The 15,852-nt window shown below is 73.4% G+C and carries 12 protein-coding genes; 10 read left to right on the top strand and 2 right to left on the bottom strand.

The features are described 5' to 3' along the window. Positions 1-109 precede the first annotated feature (109 nt). Positions 110-1,540: a hypothetical protein gene (locus ACIQWR_RS07775; protein ID WP_404005844.1), complete on the bottom strand. Its 1,431-nt coding sequence runs from the start codon at positions 1,538-1,540 to the stop codon at positions 110-112. 91 nt (positions 1,541-1,631) lie between these two features. Beyond that, complete coding sequence (locus ACIQWR_RS07770) at positions 1,632-2,939, bottom strand: sulfite oxidase (protein ID WP_404005843.1); 1,308 nt, start codon at positions 2,937-2,939, stop codon at positions 1,632-1,634. A gap of 168 nt (positions 2,940-3,107) precedes the next feature. On the opposite strand from ACIQWR_RS07770, the gene ACIQWR_RS07765 reads away from it, so the two are divergent. The 10 genes from ACIQWR_RS07765 (at position 3,108) to ACIQWR_RS07720 (ending at position 15,846) form a co-directional block, all read left to right on the top strand. Further along, entirely contained in the window at positions 3,108-3,641 is a 534-nt protein-coding gene (locus ACIQWR_RS07765) for a GNAT family N-acetyltransferase (protein WP_404005841.1), read from the top strand. Between the two features lie 92 nt (positions 3,642-3,733). Beyond that, complete coding sequence (locus ACIQWR_RS07760) at positions 3,734-4,087, top strand: hypothetical protein (RefSeq protein WP_404005840.1); 354 nt, start codon at positions 3,734-3,736, stop codon at positions 4,085-4,087. A 174-nt stretch (positions 4,088-4,261) separates the two neighbouring features. Beyond that, positions 4,262-6,646, top strand: a complete 2,385-nt coding sequence (locus ACIQWR_RS07755) for a serine hydrolase (protein ID WP_404005838.1) — start codon at positions 4,262-4,264, stop codon at positions 6,644-6,646. Positions 6,647-7,464: 818 nt separating this feature from the next. Beyond that, positions 7,465-8,193, top strand: a complete 729-nt coding sequence (locus ACIQWR_RS07750) for a TauD/TfdA family dioxygenase (protein WP_404005836.1) — start codon at positions 7,465-7,467, stop codon at positions 8,191-8,193. A gap of 355 nt (positions 8,194-8,548) precedes the next feature. Beyond that, the gene (locus tag ACIQWR_RS07745; protein WP_404005834.1) at positions 8,549-9,595 is read left to right on the top strand and encodes a diiron oxygenase; all 1,047 of its coding nucleotides are present in this window, start codon (positions 8,549-8,551) and stop codon (positions 9,593-9,595) included. 45 nt (positions 9,596-9,640) lie between these two features. Further along, positions 9,641-10,930 carry a KamA family radical SAM protein gene (locus ACIQWR_RS07740; protein ID WP_404005833.1) on the top strand — a complete coding sequence of 430 codons (1,290 nt, stop codon included), beginning with the start codon at positions 9,641-9,643 and terminating at the stop codon, positions 10,928-10,930. Beyond that, complete coding sequence (locus tag ACIQWR_RS07735; protein WP_404005831.1) at positions 10,927-12,318, top strand: dipeptide epimerase; 1,392 nt, start codon at positions 10,927-10,929, stop codon at positions 12,316-12,318. Before ACIQWR_RS07740 ends, ACIQWR_RS07735 begins: the two co-directional genes overlap by 4 nt. Next, on the top strand, positions 12,315-13,403 hold the full coding sequence (locus ACIQWR_RS07730) for an Ldh family oxidoreductase (protein WP_404005830.1): 1,089 nt from the start codon (positions 12,315-12,317) through the stop codon (positions 13,401-13,403). The genes ACIQWR_RS07735 and ACIQWR_RS07730 overlap by 4 nt, the downstream gene beginning before the upstream one ends. Beyond that, positions 13,400-14,635: an acetyl-CoA carboxylase biotin carboxylase subunit family protein gene (locus ACIQWR_RS07725; protein ID WP_404005828.1), complete on the top strand. Its 1,236-nt coding sequence runs from the start codon at positions 13,400-13,402 to the stop codon at positions 14,633-14,635. Before ACIQWR_RS07730 ends, ACIQWR_RS07725 begins: the two co-directional genes overlap by 4 nt. After that, positions 14,632-15,846, top strand: coding sequence for a GNAT family N-acetyltransferase (locus ACIQWR_RS07720; RefSeq protein WP_404005826.1), 1,215 nt, complete (start codon positions 14,632-14,634; stop codon positions 15,844-15,846). Before ACIQWR_RS07725 ends, ACIQWR_RS07720 begins: the two co-directional genes overlap by 4 nt. The last annotated feature ends 6 nt before the right edge of the window (positions 15,847-15,852 follow it).

Here is a 15,852-nt window from a genome sequence, read left to right as displayed (position 1 = left end):
TCCGCACGGCCCGAACGGCCCCGTTCGACCGGCACGCGTCACACGACGTGGCGCGCCGGTCGGCCGGGGCCGTTCGGGCGTTCCCGGGGGAACCCAGGGGAGGGCCGCGTCAGTCGTCGATGCGGTGGAGCACCGCTTCCCGGGCGGTGCGGGCCAGGTCGCTCACCCGGTCCCGGTCCAGGGCGGGACCACGGAGGAGCACGTAGCCGAAGCTGCCCTTGTCGGCCCAGGCGCAATTGTGCAGGATCTCGCCCCCGCTCTCGGAGGAGAGGCACTGCACCCAGCCGCCGAGGGTGCCGGGGTCGGGGCGCCAGACCTCGCTCACGTGGACGTCCGGCGAGCCGGCCACGGCGACCCGCGGTAGGTCGACCATCTCGGCCCGCGCGTCGTGCAGATCGCCGGTGCTACCGACGACGGCGATCCCCTCGACACCGTCGCCCACCGGGTCGTACGCGAAGTGAAACGATTCCTCGGGCATCGTGGACGCGCCGGTGCGGGCAAGTTCGGCGAGCGGTCCGTCGGAGGTCAACGGCATACCGGCCAGTGTGGCCGGCGCCGACACCTCGTATCGCGGATACTGCCGGGCGAGGGACCACGACCACGCCGCCGTCGCCACCACGGCGACCGTGACCAACGCGAGTGGGGCCAGCGAGGCCGCGATGTCGCGGCCCGTGAGCGCGGGAACGGGCGGCAACCCGCTCTCGGAGACCCCGTCCGTCGCCATGCCGGGGGCGAAGTCGCCCCCGGGCCACGGGCCCGCCGCGCATCGCGCCTTGCGCAGCACCCGCTGCACCGCGAACCGGGGGAGGCTGACGACGAGGATGCCCACCAGCACCAGGCCCAGGGCCCCTGCGGAGTTGCCCCACCAGACCCGGCCGACGAGCAGCGCGATCAGGCAGGCCGCGTGCACGAGGCCGTACGCGCGGGGGCGCAGCACGATCGGCAGGAGCCGTGCCACCACGGGACGCTCGAAGGCGGCGAGCGTGTGCGCCAGCACCTGTCGGCGCACGTCGGCCGGGTGCGCCGCGGCGGCGACCCGGGACTCCTCGATCGCCACGGCCCGGTCGGTGGCGCGCTCCAGTGCCCACTTCAGGTCGAGGGTCTGCACGCGGTACGACGACGGGCCCCTCGGCGGCCGGTTGCGTCCGGGACCGCGCTGCACCGAGGCCAGTGACAGGACGTGGGCCGAATCCGGCGCCAGTTCCCGCACCCGCGCGGCGAGCGCCGGTCCCCGGTCGAACCGTCGGGGCCGCTCGTTGAAGTCGGTGGTCAGGCACAGCCGCGCGTAGGCCGTGAGCAGCTCGATGTCATCCGGGAAGGCCTCCAGGCCCCGTTGGTACGCCCGCTCCGCGAGGTCGTCGTGCTCGTCGTCGTCCTCGGCGGCGTGCGCCTCGCCCAGGGCCAGGAACACCCCCGCGTCCAATCTCTCCGCCTCGATGAACGCATTCGCAACCCCGCGGGCTTCCTCCAGCCGTCCGAGCTGTATGAACTCCCGGGCACGGCCGCGCACGTCCTCGGCCGATTCTTCATTGACCTGCATGTCCCCACCCCTGATGTGCTCTGCCGATCATGTCGGCCGAGTCATTATTTCCTCCTTATGTGGATCGTCAAGAGTTGCGCGGGCAAAAGGTTCAGACCACGGTCACGGGGTGCCGGACGACCGCATCGAAGAGGTACCCCTGCGTGTTGTGCGCGGTGGTCTCCGGCTGCGTGCGACCGGTCGCGTCGGTGGCCCGGGCGAGGAGCGCGGTCGTACCCGTGGCGCGCGGGGTCCACGGCAGCGACCACCGGACCCAGTTGCCCCGGCGCGGCGCATCGTGCAGCCGGGCCCGCTGCCAGTGCCGACCGCCGTCGGTGCTGACCTCCACCCGTCGCACGGGCGCCGCGCCCGACCACGAACGGCCGGTCAGCAACCGCGTCCGGTGCACCGGCACCGTGGCGCCCAGCTCCAGCTCGAAGGCGCTCTTGAGGGTCTGCCGGGTGAGCGGGGCGCTGCCCTGCGGCGGCTGGTCGGGCCCGAAGAGGCGGTACAGGTCGGTGTTCCAGGGTGTGTAGAGCGGAGTGGAACTGACCTCGATGTCCCCGACCCACTTGATCGAGGAGATGCCGATCCAGTCCGGGACCACGACCCGCACGGGGTGGCCGTGATCGGGCGGGAGCGGGCGCCCGTTCATCTCGTAGGCGAGGATGACGTCGTCCAGCGCCTTCGCGACGGGCAGCGGCCGCCGCACCCGTCCCAGGTTCACCCCGTTCGTCACGACCTCGTCGTCCAGCCCGCGCGGCAGGACGTCGACGGCGTCCGCGCGCACGCCCGCGTGGCGCAGTACGTCCGACAGGCGCGCCCCGCGCCAGTGCGCCACGCCGACCGCGCCGAGCGTCCACGCGGTGCCGGTGACCTGCTGGCCCTGCTGGGTGGTGTAGAAGCTGCGGCCGTTGCCCGCGCACTCGATGAACAGGGTCCGTTCGACGGCGGGCAGGGCGCGCAGCCGGTCGTAGGAGAACTCCACGGCCGCGCCGCGCAGCCCGCTGCCCCAGACCTTCAACGTCCACGTGTCGGCGTCGACGTGCGGGGTCGCGGTGTGGTTGCGGACGAAGAAGCGGTCGACCGGGGTCAGCTGCCCGGTGCCGCGCAGGGCGGCGAACTTCGTCTCGGCATTGGTGCCGCGCAGCGTGAACAGCTCGGGCGGCAGCGGCTTGACCACGCCCGGGAGCCCCGCGGCCGGCACGGGCGCGGTGGGTCCGGCGGGCGCGCCGGTGGCGCCCGTGGTCGCGGCGGCGGGGCCGGCCGACAGGGCCAGCGGGCCGGCGGCGGCGACCCCGGCGGCGAAGAGCCTCAGCAGGTCGCGGCGGTCCACTCCGGCGGACCGGGCCCGCCCGCGGGCCCACTGGCGCAGCCGGGTGCGGTCGTAGCGGCCCTCGGCCGAGAGGTCGTGGGGCATGCGCGGAACTCTCCTTCGTCAGTGCGTTCCGACGGACGGTAGGGCCACGGACCCGGGCACGGGAACGTCCCGGCCGGCTTGGCCACGAACCTGCAATACGGCCGCAACGAGGGGAGACGGGCGGGCGCCGATTACCCCTGGCCGGCGAGGTTCGGCAGGATGAGGGGCATGACCGAGATCCGCACCCCCCGACTCCTCCTCCGCCGCTGGAACGACGACGACCTCGTTCCGTTGTCGGAGATCAACGCCGACCCGGAGGTGATGCGCTGGATCGGCGAGGGATCCGTCCGCGACCTGGACGAGACCGCCGGGGACATCGAGCGCTGGGAGGAGGAGTGGGACGACGAGGGCTTCGGCCTCTTCGCCGTCGAGCTGCTCGCCTCGGGAGAGCTGATCGGGGCCGTGGGGCTGACCGTGCCGGACGCCCTGCCGGAGTTCGCGCACGAGGTGGCGATCACCTGGCGGCTCGGCCGCCCCTTCTGGGGCCAGGGCTACGCCTCCGAGGCCGCGCACGCGACGTTGGAGTTCGCGCTCCAGGACCGGGGCCTCGACCGGGTCATCGCCATCAACCGGGTGGGCAACGACGAGTCGGAGAACGTGATCCGCAAGCTGGGCATGGAGACGGCCCGCGACGTGACCCAGCCCGAGCACGGCCACCTGCTGCGTGTGCACACCATCGACCTGACCGAGTACGAGGCCTGACGGGCCGACGCGCGCGGCCGTGCGCCCGGTACCGGCCCGACGACACGGCCTCAGCGACCGGTGCGGCCATGACCTGCAACTAAGGTGGGCCCATGAGTGTCGACGGCGTCAGCCCCGCAACCCAGTGGCCGCCGACCCCGGCCTGGATGTCCGACTGCGCGGAATGCGTCCGGCTGTACGCGCTGGTGCAGAACGTCCGCGCGGGGGCCGACGGGCCGAAGGACGCGGCCGGGGCCGCGCGCACCCGGCTGGCCCGGCACCTGGCGAACATGCACCTGGAGCACATCCCGCACTGGACCCCCGGCTGCGAACCGTGCTCGGAACACCGTCAGGCCCTCGCGCGTGCCACGGCGTCGGGCCTGTTGGGGGCGGGTGCGTCCTGGTTGGCGGCGGAGCACAGGGCCGCGCACCTCTTCGTACCGCGGCTCGGTACGGGCCTGTTGTAGGGCCTGCGCACGCCGCTGGACACAATGCGGATATTTATGGCCGTTTTCCCGGAACCAATGGGTGCCTCCGGGGTCTCTACATGATCGAGTGACACCCCCACGGGGGTGTCACCGACACCACGAGACAGAGGGCGGGCTGGTGTCCCGGCCGGTAGAAGCTAGGTGGCACGAGGGATGAAGGCGGTACCAGTGGCGGGCGAATCGTCCGACACGTCGAAGAGCGCGCAGGGTTCGACCGCGGAAGCGGTGGAGACGTCCACTCCCGAACCGGCGCCCCCTGAAGCCACCCCGGCCCCCGCCGATCAGGCCGCGGTCCCCGCCCCCGCGAGCGAGCGGGAGCAGGAATCCGCTCCCCGCGCCGAGGCGGAGCCGGCGCCGGAGCCGGATTCCGACTTCCGCGCCGAGGCGGAGCCCGCCCCACCCGTACGAGAGTCCGCGGACGAGCCGGCACGAACCGGAGCCGGGGCGGCAGCCGATGCCGCGACGCCGACCGGAGCCGGAGCCGGGACCGGGACCGAGAGCGAGAGCGCTGCCGGGACGCCGACCCCGCTCACGGCTGACGCCCCCGCCAAGGCACAGCCCGAGGCCCCCGCCGAGGCATCGGCCGACGCGTCGAGCGAGGCACCTGCCAAGGCGTCGGCCGAGGGGTCGACCAAGGCGTCGACCAAGTCGTCGAGCGAGGAGCCGACCAAGGCACCCGCCAAGGCGCCGATCGATCCGGCGGCCGAGGCACCGATCGAGGCATCCGCCAAGGCGGCGGCTCCGGGGTCGACCAAGGCGTCGAGCGAAGCCCCCGCCAAGGCGGCGGCCGAAGCGGACAACAAGGCGTCGGCCGGAGCCCGGGGCGCGGCTTCGTCGAAGGCCGGGACCGAGGACTCGTCCCGGACCGGTGACGGGAAGCCGACCGGAGCCGGAGCCGGAGCCGGTCGTGCGGCGGTGCCGGAGTCCGACAATGAGCGGACCAGCACCTTCGTCGCCCTCAAGCCGCTGGAGTCGACGGGCGCCCCGGCCAAGGCGCCGGCCGCCCCCGCCCCGACCACCCCCTCCTGGGCCAAGGGCGCGGCCCCGGCCCCGGCCAAGGCCCCCGCCCCGGACGAGCGCACCGCACCCCCGGCCCGCACCCGGGCCCCCGGCCCCGCCGCAGCGGCATTCGCACCCCCGGCCCGCACCCAGGCTCCGGCCCCCGCCGCAACGGCACCGGCCCCCGCCTCCACCGCCAGGCCCACCGCTCCGGAACCCCCGCGGCCCGTACCGCCCCTCGACCTGCTTGCACAGCTCACCAACACGCCCCCGCCGCCGGAGACCACGGCCCGTACCCTCGGCCGCCGGGCCAAGATCTGGACGCCCGTCCTGCTCGGGCTGGTCGGCGCGGCCGTGGTGGCCCAGATGGTACGACCGCTGCCCGCGCCGACCGTGACCACCGGGGACGCCGCGGCGTCCTTCACCTTCGACGGGACGTACACCGCGCCGTGGCCGAGCGCGGGCCAGGGCGCGATGCGCGTCATCGGCAGCGGAGACGCCAGCAGCTTCGGCGAGCAGAAGCCCGTACCGATCGCGAGCGTGGCCAAGGTGATGACGGCGTACGTCATCCTCACGGACCACCCGCTGAAGAAGGGCGAGGCGGGCCCCCAGATCGAGATCGACGCGAAGATGGTCGCGGACGGAGCGTCCGCGGACGAGTCGCGCGTCGAAGGGCTGACCGCCGGCACCAAGTACAGCCAGCAGGACGTGCTGAAGATGCTGATGATCCCCTCGGGCAACAACGCCGCCCGGCTGCTGGCCCGGTGGGACGGCGGCAGTGACTCGGAGGCCGCGTTCGTCGAGAAGATGAACGCCGCCGCCAAGGAGCTCGGCATGACGAACACCACCTACACCGACCCCAGCGGACTCGACGCGGGGACGAAGAGCACGGCCGAGGACCAGGTCAAACTGGCGGAGGCGGTCATGCGGTTCGACGCCTTCCGGGCGATCGTGTCCATGGCGAGCGCCCCGATCCCGGGCCTCGCGAAGCCGCTGATCAACAACAACGGCAGCCTGCTCCTGGACAAGAGCCTCAGCGTCGCGGGCATCAAGACCGGCTCCAGCTCGGCGGCGGGCGGGGCCCTGATGTGGGCGGCGTACAAGTCGGTCGGCGGCAAGGACCAGCTGATCGTCGGGGCCACTTTGGAGCAGCGCGCTCCCGCGCCCGACAAGGACGCGCTGGAAAGCCTGGAGCTCGTCAAGACGAACAGCAGGAAGGTCATCGAGTCGGTGCGGGGCGCCCTGACGGCCGCCGGAGCCGTGAAGAAGGGCCAGGTCGTCGGGTACGTGGACGACAAGCTCGGCAAGCGCACCCCGCTCATGGCCACGCGCGACGGCCAGGTGGCCGGCGTACCGGGCCAGAAGGTGCGGCTGCGGCTCGCCGACGGCGGCAAGGCGCTGCCGCACGCGGCGAAGGCGGGCACCCAGGTCGGTGAGCTGGTGCTGGGCGACGGGCCCGGGGCGGCCACGATCCCGCTGGCGCTGAAGGAGGACCTGGTCGAGCCGTCGTTCGGGGCGAAGGTGCTGCGCCTCGGGTAGGTGATCCGGGCGCGGGGGTGCGTACACCCGCCGTTCGCCGTACGACAACCCGCCCGTCATGGAGCACCGCGAGTGCTACCTCGTCTACGCACCCCGGCGGACGACCGCGCCGCCCATCGGACAACGCCTGACGGACCCCCGGTCCGTCGGGCCCGTTCGGTGGGCGGCGCGGCCGTACCCGGCGCCGCCGCCGCGCTCCGCCGGGCCCGCGCCGCGGTGGTGACCTTCGCCACGGACCCGGTCGACGGGAGCGGGCGGTGAGGGCGTCCCGAGCCCGCGGTGACGGCGGGGCGGGAGGGGCGCGCGGGGGCCCTCGGGAGCAAGAGGAACGACTAAATCCGGACAATGTCGGGGCAGGCGGTTCCCGGCACCGTCCGGTGGCCGGTAACGGGTGACGGTGTGCCAGGTCCGCCGTGGTGTCGCTACGCGTGGGTGATCCGCGTCCGTTTGCAACCGTTCCGGTCCGGAGTGGGCTCGGTGCGCACCGCTCGTCACTCCCTTCACCGCCCCCGCAGGTCGGCGGGAGAGGGGGGATCCGGGCCGCGGAAGAGCGCCGTCGATGTGCGGTATCTGACATTCCGATCACCGTCATCCGGACAGTTCCGTATACCGTCCCGACTGTCCGAAGTGGACCAACCGCAGGCTGCGGGGCTGGTGATGGCCGTTTCGGTTGCAGGGGTCGGCGGTGACCCATCTCACCTTTCGAAACATTGCCAGGTCTGCCGCGCTGCTCGAATATCAAGCCGGGATGCAGTCCGGCGCGATCGTGATCCGATCGCCAGGCACATCAAAGCCACAGATTCTCGGGGGAGTTCGTCATGACCACAGCCCTTGATCTTCACGCATGGGAACTTGCGGAACAGGGTTGTACTCTGCTCACAGACATCGAAACGGACGAGCAGGCCGCCGAGGTACTCAGCGCCTTCGGCGAACTCGTCCCGCAGTACGACGGATCGCTGCGCTACCAGGTCAAGGCGGCTCCGGGCTTCGAGGAGCGCCGCTACTCGAAGAGCGTCAACACCATCCTGGTCCACACCGAGGCGCCGGGCTGGAACCCGACGCCCAGCTACCTCGCGCTGCACTGCAAGGTCCAGGCGACCTGCGGCAGCGGCCACACCGAACTGGCCGACATGCGCCGGTTCGTGGAGTCCCTCCCGGCCCAGGACCGCGCGGCCCTCTACGAGCGCGACATCGACTGGCTCGGCCACAACACCGGCGGCGTCGGGACCGAAGGCGTACGCCGTCCCGTGGTCGAACGCACCGCGGGCGGCCGGGAGATCGTCCGCTTCAGCTACAACCTGCTCACCACCGGCCAGTACGACCCGCCGGTCGACGCTTCCGTCGATCCCGCGGATCTGCCCCTCGGCAGCTTCGGCATCCACCTCGCCGAGCAGGCCGAGGCGTTCTTCCGGGAGCAGAAGCGGTCCGTTCTGATCCCGGAGGGCGCGGTCCTCGTCTGGGACAACCAGCGCATGGTGCACGCCCGTTCCGCCTACCGCGACGCCAAGCGGCACCTGACCCGCTACTGGATCGCCGCCCAGCACTGACCCGCCCGCACCGGCCGCCCGGCTCCGACCCGTCGGCGCCGGTCACGCCGCGCCCGCGCCGATGCGCGGCGCCGGTGCAGGACCGCTCACGCGGTACCGCACAGGCCGCACCGTGCCGCCGCACCGCGTAGGCCGACGCGGTCGGCCCGCCGCCGCTCCACCGGGACCGCTCGCCCCGGTGGCGCGGCCGGGCCGCGCCGGCCGCGCACCCGGGCGCCGTACTCCGGCGCGCCGCAACGGGCCGTCCCCGCCCTGGCTGGTCGCCGCACTGGCCGGTCACCGCACCGGACGGCCGTCGCGCCGCGCGGCGCCCCGCACCGCGCACCCAGGAACACCGATCCCCAAAGGCTGGACCATGACCACCATCGCCCAGAACGTCGTGCACTCGGAGAAGGAAGAGGAGTTCCCCACCGGCCTGCCGGAGGAGCTGCGGGGGCTGCCCGAAGGCGTGCCCCGTTACGACCCGAACGACCAGGTCGAGACCGCGGTGATCCGGCGCCTCGTCGGCAACTGGCACCGCAGGGCCACCGTCAAGCGCGACGAGCCCGACCTCGACGAGCTGTTCGAGGTGGACCGGCCCGACTACCCCGAGGGCATCCTGCCCTTCCACGACCACCCCACCTACCAGGCGCTGGACCCGGCGAAGAAGTCGGAGCTGATGAGCTGGGCGTGGATCGCGTACAACCGGCACACGATCATGGCCGAACAGAAGGTGGCCAACCCGGCGTTCGCCCTCGTCATGGAGGGGGAGTACCCCATGCTCCAGGACGAGGCGCTCAACATCTCGCTGGCGCAGGCCATGGTCGACGAGCAGTACCACACGCTCATGCACCTCAACGCGAGCGCGCTCACCCGCCGTCGGCGCGGTCGCGCCATGCCCGACAACGACCTGCCCATCTCGCACACGGCCCGGGAACACCTGCGGCTGCGCGAGGGCGCCTCGCACCGCTGGCAGAAATCGCTGACCACGCTCGCCTTCGCGACCGTGTCCGAGATCTCCATCAACGCCTACCTCGACCTGCTCGCCGACGACCCGCACATCCAGCCGGTCAACAGCAGCACCGCCAAGCTGCACAACCGCGACGAGTACTGCCACGCCTCGATCTCCGCCGTCCTGGCCGAGATGGTGCACGACAAGCTCGACGCCGAACAGGGGCAGTTCTTCCGCGACATGCTCTTCGAGGGGCTGGAGGCGTTCGTCGCCACCGACTACACCACCTGGCACCGGATCATGGACCTCGCCGAGATCGAGGGCGGCCACGCGATGCTGGCCGACTGCCAGGCCGAGACGAGCCGTAAGCGCCTCGTCCGCGACTACACGGGACTGCACACCCTCATCGAGCGGATGGGCGCGCAGGAACTCGTCGAGTTCGACTGGTCGAAGTCCCACGTCGCGCGCTGACGCCCCGCCGATGTCGTCGCAGCAGAAGAGGAATTGAGACTTCCGGTGAAACACTACGCCAACGAGCGGCTCGCTCAGCTCGCACTGGACCGCGGCATGCCCGCGCAGTACGTGCGTGACCTGCGCGTGGTCGGCAGCGTCCTCCCGTTCAAGGTCAACGAGTACGTGGCCGACGAGCTGATCGACTGGTCGGCCGCGCCGGACGACCCGATCTTCCGACTGACCTTCCCGCACCGCGACATGCTCCCCGCGCACGTCTTCGACCGGATGGCCGCGCTGCTCGACAACGGCGCCCCGCGCGGGGAGCTGCGCCTGGCCGCCGCGGCCGCGCAGCTCGAACTCAACCCGCACCCCGGCGGCCAGTTGGAGGCCAACGTCCCGGAGCTGGACGGCCGTCGGCTGGACGGGCTGCAACACAAGTACGCCGAAACGGTGTTGGTCTTCCCCTCCCAGGGACAGACCTGCCACTCGTACTGCGGGTACTGCTTCCGCTGGGCCCAGTTCGTCAGCCAGGCGGAGCTGCGCCAGGCGCTGCGCGACCCCGCCGACCTGACCGGCTACCTCGCCGGGCACCCCGAGGTCACCGACGTGCTCTTCACCGGCGGCGACCCGATGATCATGCGCACCGACGTGATCCGCCGCTGGGTGGAGCCGCTGCTGGAACCGGCCGCAGACTCCATCCGTACCCTGCGGTTCGGCACCAAGGCCCTGTCGTACTGGCCGGCCCGCTTCACCACCGGCGAGGACGCCGACGACCTGCTGCGCCTCTTCGAGCAGGCCGTCGCCGCGGGCCGCCACGTGGCCGTCATGGCGCACTTCTCCCACCCCCGGGAGCTGGAGACCCAGGCGGTACGGGACGCCATCGCCCGGATCCGGTCCACGGGCGCGGTGATCCGCGCCCAGGCGCCCCTGGTGGCGCACGTCAACGACGACGCGGCCGCCTGGGCCCGCATGTGGCAGATGCAGGTCGACCTCGGCATCGTCCCCTACTACATGTTCGTGGAGCGGGACACCGGGGCGCGCAACTACTTCGGGATTCCCCTGGTGCGGGCCCTGGACATCTACACCGAGGCGCTGCGCGGGGTCTCCGGCCTCGCGCGCACCGCGCGCGGCCCGGTCATGTCGGCCGGACCGGGCAAGGTGATGATCCACGGCACCGCCGAGGTCGGCGGCGAACGCGCCTTCGTCCTCAGCTTCCTGCAGGCCCGCCGCCCCGAGTGGGTCGGCCGCCCCTTCTTCGCCGCCTACGACGAGCACGCCCAGTGGTACGACGACCTCAAGCCGCTGTCCGCCTCCGGGGCCGCCTTCCCGCCCTTCCCGGAGCTGACCGCATGAGGCTCGCCGTCCACGAGATCCGGCTCACCGACCACGACGTCTGGCGCAGTGCCCGCGAGGCCATCCCGGTGCAACCGGGCCTCCTCGTCGAGCTCTCCGCCGGCGGCCGCTCCGGCTTCGGCGAGGCCTCGGCCTTCATGACCGACCGCTACAACTCCTCCCTCGCGGCCATGCACGACGACCTGCGCCGGGTCGCGGCCACCGTGCGCGCACTGCCCGCCGGCGACCCCGAGGGCAGCTGGGCCGTGCTGGCCCCGCTGCTCGCGGGCTCGCCCTTCCTGCTGGCCGCGCTCGACGTCGCCGCGCACGACCTCGCCGCCCGGCTGGCGGACGTACCGCTCTGGCGCCACCTGGGCGGGGAGGAGCCCGGCGCCCTGCACTCCAGCTACAGCATCGGGCTCGACGAGCCCGACGTGATGGTGCGCAAGCTCCGCGAACAGCCGGGCTGGCCCGCCTACAAGGTCAAGCTCGCGGCCCCCGGCGACCTGCACGTCCTGCGGGCACTGCGCGAGCACACCGACGCCCCCTTCTTCGTGGACGGCAACTGCGGCTGGGAGCCGGCCGCGACGTTCGACGCGCTGGAGGACATGCGCGCCCTCGGCGTGGAACTCCTGGAGCAGCCGTACCCGCGCGAGCGCTGGGAGGACGCCGCAGCGCTCAAGGCGGCCTCGCCGATCCCGGTGTACGCCGACGAGAGCATCACCGGGCCCGACGACCTCGACGCCTGCGTCCGGGCGTTCCACGGGGTCAACCTCAAGCTGATGAAGGCCGGGGGCATCACCCCCGCGCTGCGGATGCTGCGCCGCGCACGCGCCGCGGGCCTGGGCACGATGCTCGGCTGCATGCCGGAGTCCAGCGCGGGCGTCTCCGCCACCGCCCACCTCGGACCGTACGTCGACCACCTCGACGCGGACTCCATCGCCCTGCTCGCCGTGGACACCGGCGTCGGGGTGCTGCTCGACGACCGGGGCCGGATCACCCTGCCGCAGGCTCCCGGCACCGGCTTCGTCCCCGACTTCGCTGGACCCGCCTTCACCGTGCGGCCCACCCTGGGCGGGCACGCCGGCTGGGACGGCGGCGCTCTGGCCGCCTACCGCGAGGCGGTGCCCGTCGCCGCACTCGTCGAACGCCGTCGGCCGCTGCCCGGGAACGGGCCGAGCGACACGGTGCGCCGGCTGATGGACTTCTCCTTCGAGGACGGGACGGGCCCGCAGGAGATCGCCGCCCTCCTCCGCACGGCCGTCACCCGCGCCGTCGCCGACGGCGCCGACACGGTGTGGATGCGCCCCGAGCGCGCCGCCGGCTTCGCCGAAGCGGCCCGCACCACCGGCTTCGCCGCGGCGACGCCGGCCGCCGAATCCCTCTTGGTCTGGAAGGCACCCGCATGACCAGCGCCCCCGCATCCCCGATCACCACCGCGCCCGCCGCCGGGGCGGGCCTGGTGACGGCGGCCGTCGCCACCGCCACCGCGGTCGCCGCGCTGCGCGCCGCGGGCGTCCCGCAGGACGACGCCCGTGACGTGGCCGCCGCCCTCACCGAGACCTCGCTGCGCGGCATCGACACGCACGGCCTGCGCCTGCTCCCGCAGTACCTCGGCGAACTCGAACAGGGCATCGCCACCGCGCGCCCCGACATCAGCGTCGTGCGGGACTCCGGCGCCGCCGTGATGCTCGACGCCGACGGCGCCCTCGGCGTGGTCGCGGGCCTGGCGGCCGCCCGGATCGCCGCCGAGCGCGCCCGTACCCACGGCGTCGCCGCGGTGGGCGTCCGCAACTCCAACCACTTCGGCGCCGCCTCCGTCTACAGCCGCCACCTCGCGGCCCAGGGCCTCGTCGGCATCGTCACCACCTCCGCGGCGTCCCGCGTCGCACCCTTCTCCGGCACCACCCCGCTGTACGGGACCAACCCGCTCAGCTTCGCCGCCGCCGACGACGGCGACGAGTTCGCCCTCGACATGGCCACCAGCCAGGTCTGCTTCGGCGAGATCAAGGAGCGGCGCAAGCACGGCCGCGCCCTCGACGCGGGCTGGGCCACCGACGCCGACGGCCGCCCCGCCACCGACCCCGAGGAGGCGTACGCGCTCTCCCCGCTCGGCGGCTACAAGGGCCAGGGCCTCGCCATGGCCGCGACCCTCCTCGGCGCCGTCCTCACCGGCTCGCCGGCGGACTGGCACCTGGAGCACATCGGCGAATCCGCCCCCGGCCGCAGCCGCCAGGTCGGCCACTTCCTGATCTGCCTGGACCCGGCCGCGTTCGGCGGCGCCGAGAGCTTCGCCGCCGGATTCGCCGACCTGGTGGGCACCACCCGCGGCACCCGGCCCGGAGTGGAGGCCACCCAGCCCGTGCAGGTCCCCGGCGACCCGCAGCGGCGCTCCGCCGAGCGGCGCGCCGCCGACGGCATCCCGCTCGACCCGCACACCGCGCGCGCCTTCGCGGAGCTCGCCGCACACCACGGAACGGGAGCGGGCGCATGATCCTGGTCCTGCTCAGCCCGCGCAACGCGGGACTGCCCTTCGCCGAATGGCTCGGCGAGGAGGCGGGCCGCTTGCTCGCCGTGACCGCGCGGGGCGTCGAGCCCGGTCCCGGCTTCCAGGCCGTCGAGACCGTCGCCGACTACTTCGACGACACGGCGGTACGGGAGGCCGCGCGCCGCCTGTGCGAGCGGTACGGGGTCACCCGCGTCCTGGCCCTCGCCGAGGTCGACGTGGAGCGCGCCGCCGCCCTGCGCGAGGAGTTCGCGCTGCCCGGCCAGCGCCCCGAGAGCGCCCGTGCCTACCGGGACAAGGTCCGGATGAAGGAGCTCGCCGCCGCGGGCGGGATCCGCGTCCCCGCCTTCGCCCCGGCCGACTCCCCGGCCGATGTCCTCGCCTTCATGGCCGCCCACCCCGGCCCGGTCGTCGTCAAACCGCGCGGCGGCTCCGGCTCCACCGGAGTGGCCGTCCTGGACGGCCCCGACGACCTGCCCGCCGTCGCCGACCGGATCCGCGCCGGCGACCACGAGGTCGAGGAGTTCGTCGCCGGCCGGTTCTTCCACGTAGACGCCCTGCACGCGGGCGGCGGACCGGTCGTCTCCGTCCCCTCCCTCTACACGGACGGCGGCTGCCTCTCCCACTGGACCGACTCCGGCAACGGCAGTTGGACCCTGGAGCGCGAAGACCCGCTGCACCGACGGCTGGTGGACGAGACCTGGCGGCTCGTGGCCGCCCTGCCCGCCGCGCCCGCGCTCTTCGTGCACGCCGAGTTCTTCGTGACCGACGCCGACGAGATCGTGCTGTGCGAGATCGCCGGCCGGGTCGGCGGCACCCCGATCCCCGCCATGCTGGAGGCCGTACTCGGCCTCGACCCGCGGCACCTGTGGGCCAGGATCGAATGCGGGCTGCCCGTGGACCTCGACGCCGTGCGCGCCCACGCCCACGCCGCCCCGCTCGTCGCCAACTTCGGCCTCCCGCCGCGCAACGGCCGCATCACCCGGGTGCCCACCGAAGCCCCGCACGGCACCCGCGACTTCGCGGTCCTCGCCGAGCCGGGCGAGGACTGGGGCGGCGCCCGCTACGCGGGCCGCAAGTCCGGCGACTTCATCGCCACCTGGCTGGTCACCGCCGCCCACGAAGGGGAGCTGCTCGCCCTCCTGGCCAAGACCGAGGCCGACACCGAAGCCGCCTTCGGCTGGGACCTGGTCACCGCAGCGGTCGAGGAGGAGCGGTGAAGTACTCCGCCAAGGTGCTCGACGCCGCGAGCCGCCCCACCGCCCGGGAGTTCCCGGCGCTGGAACGGCCCCCGGTCATCTGGGACGACGACCGCTGGTGGCGGTTCACCGAACGCACCGACCTGCACGAGACCCACTACCTCGCCGTCCACGCCGCGGACGGCGCCCTGGTGGCCCTCGCCCCGCTGCTGCTCACCCGGGACGGCGGCGGCCTGCTCTTCTACGACGTGCCCAAGATGACCGGGAACCTCGGCGCCTTCGGCGACCCCGCACACCTCACCGAGGTCGAGCGCACCCGCTGGGAGGAGCTGACCGCCGCCCTGGCGCGGGCCCGCCCCGCCCAGTACCCCTCCGTCGCGCTGTCCGTCTTCGGCTCCCACCACGGCATCGTGCACGCCACCGGACGCACCGATGACGAGCGCCGCGAGGTCCTCGCCGAGCTGCCGCGGCTGCTGGAGGACGCGGCCCGGTTCCTGGGCTGCGCCAGCCACGCCCTGCTGTACGCCACCGACGAACAGGCCGAGACCCTGGGCCCGGCGGCCGCGGACCTCGGCCACGTCCCGGCCGTCCTCGGCGCCGAATCCGTCCTCCACCTTCAGGCCCCGGACTGGGACACCTACCTGGCCACCCTCGTCAGCCGCAAGCGCAAGCGCGCCAACCGCGAACTGCGCGAGTACGCCGAGGCCGGGTTCACCACGGTGGTCCGCGAGGGCGCAGACGCCCTCACCGGCCCCGTCGTCGACCTCCAGGTCGCCCTGCGCGCCAAGTACGGCCTGCCCGGCGGGCGTCCGCGCGTCGAGCGGGACTTCGCTGCGATCCGCGAGACCGTCGGCGACAGCGCCCTCGTCCTCAGCGCCGAGCGCGACGGCGAGACCCTCGGCTTCGTCCTCTACCTCCGCTCCGGCGACGCCCTCTTCGGGCGCACCGCCGGCTTCGACGACGACCGGGCCAAGGGCGTCTACTTCGCCCTCACCTACCACGAGACCATCCGCTGGTCCCTGGCCAACGGAGTCCGGGACATCTGGTACGGCCTCGCCGCCTACGACGCCAAGAAGCTGCGCGGCTGCGACCTCGAACCGCGCCACGGCTGGTTCCACTTCACCGGCGAGGGCCACCAGGTCCTCACCGAGACCGTCCGCCTCCAAGGAGACGGCGAGAACGGCCGACTGCGCAGCCTCGGCCCGAACAGCACCACCCCACAAGGAGACTGAGCCGAC

Source organism: Streptomyces sp. NPDC098789, assembly GCF_044759975.1.
Taxonomy (GTDB): Bacteria; Actinomycetota; Actinomycetes; order Streptomycetales; family Streptomycetaceae; genus Streptomyces.
The sequence above is the reverse complement of the archived record's forward strand: the minus strand, read 5'-3'. Positions and strand labels throughout refer to the sequence as shown.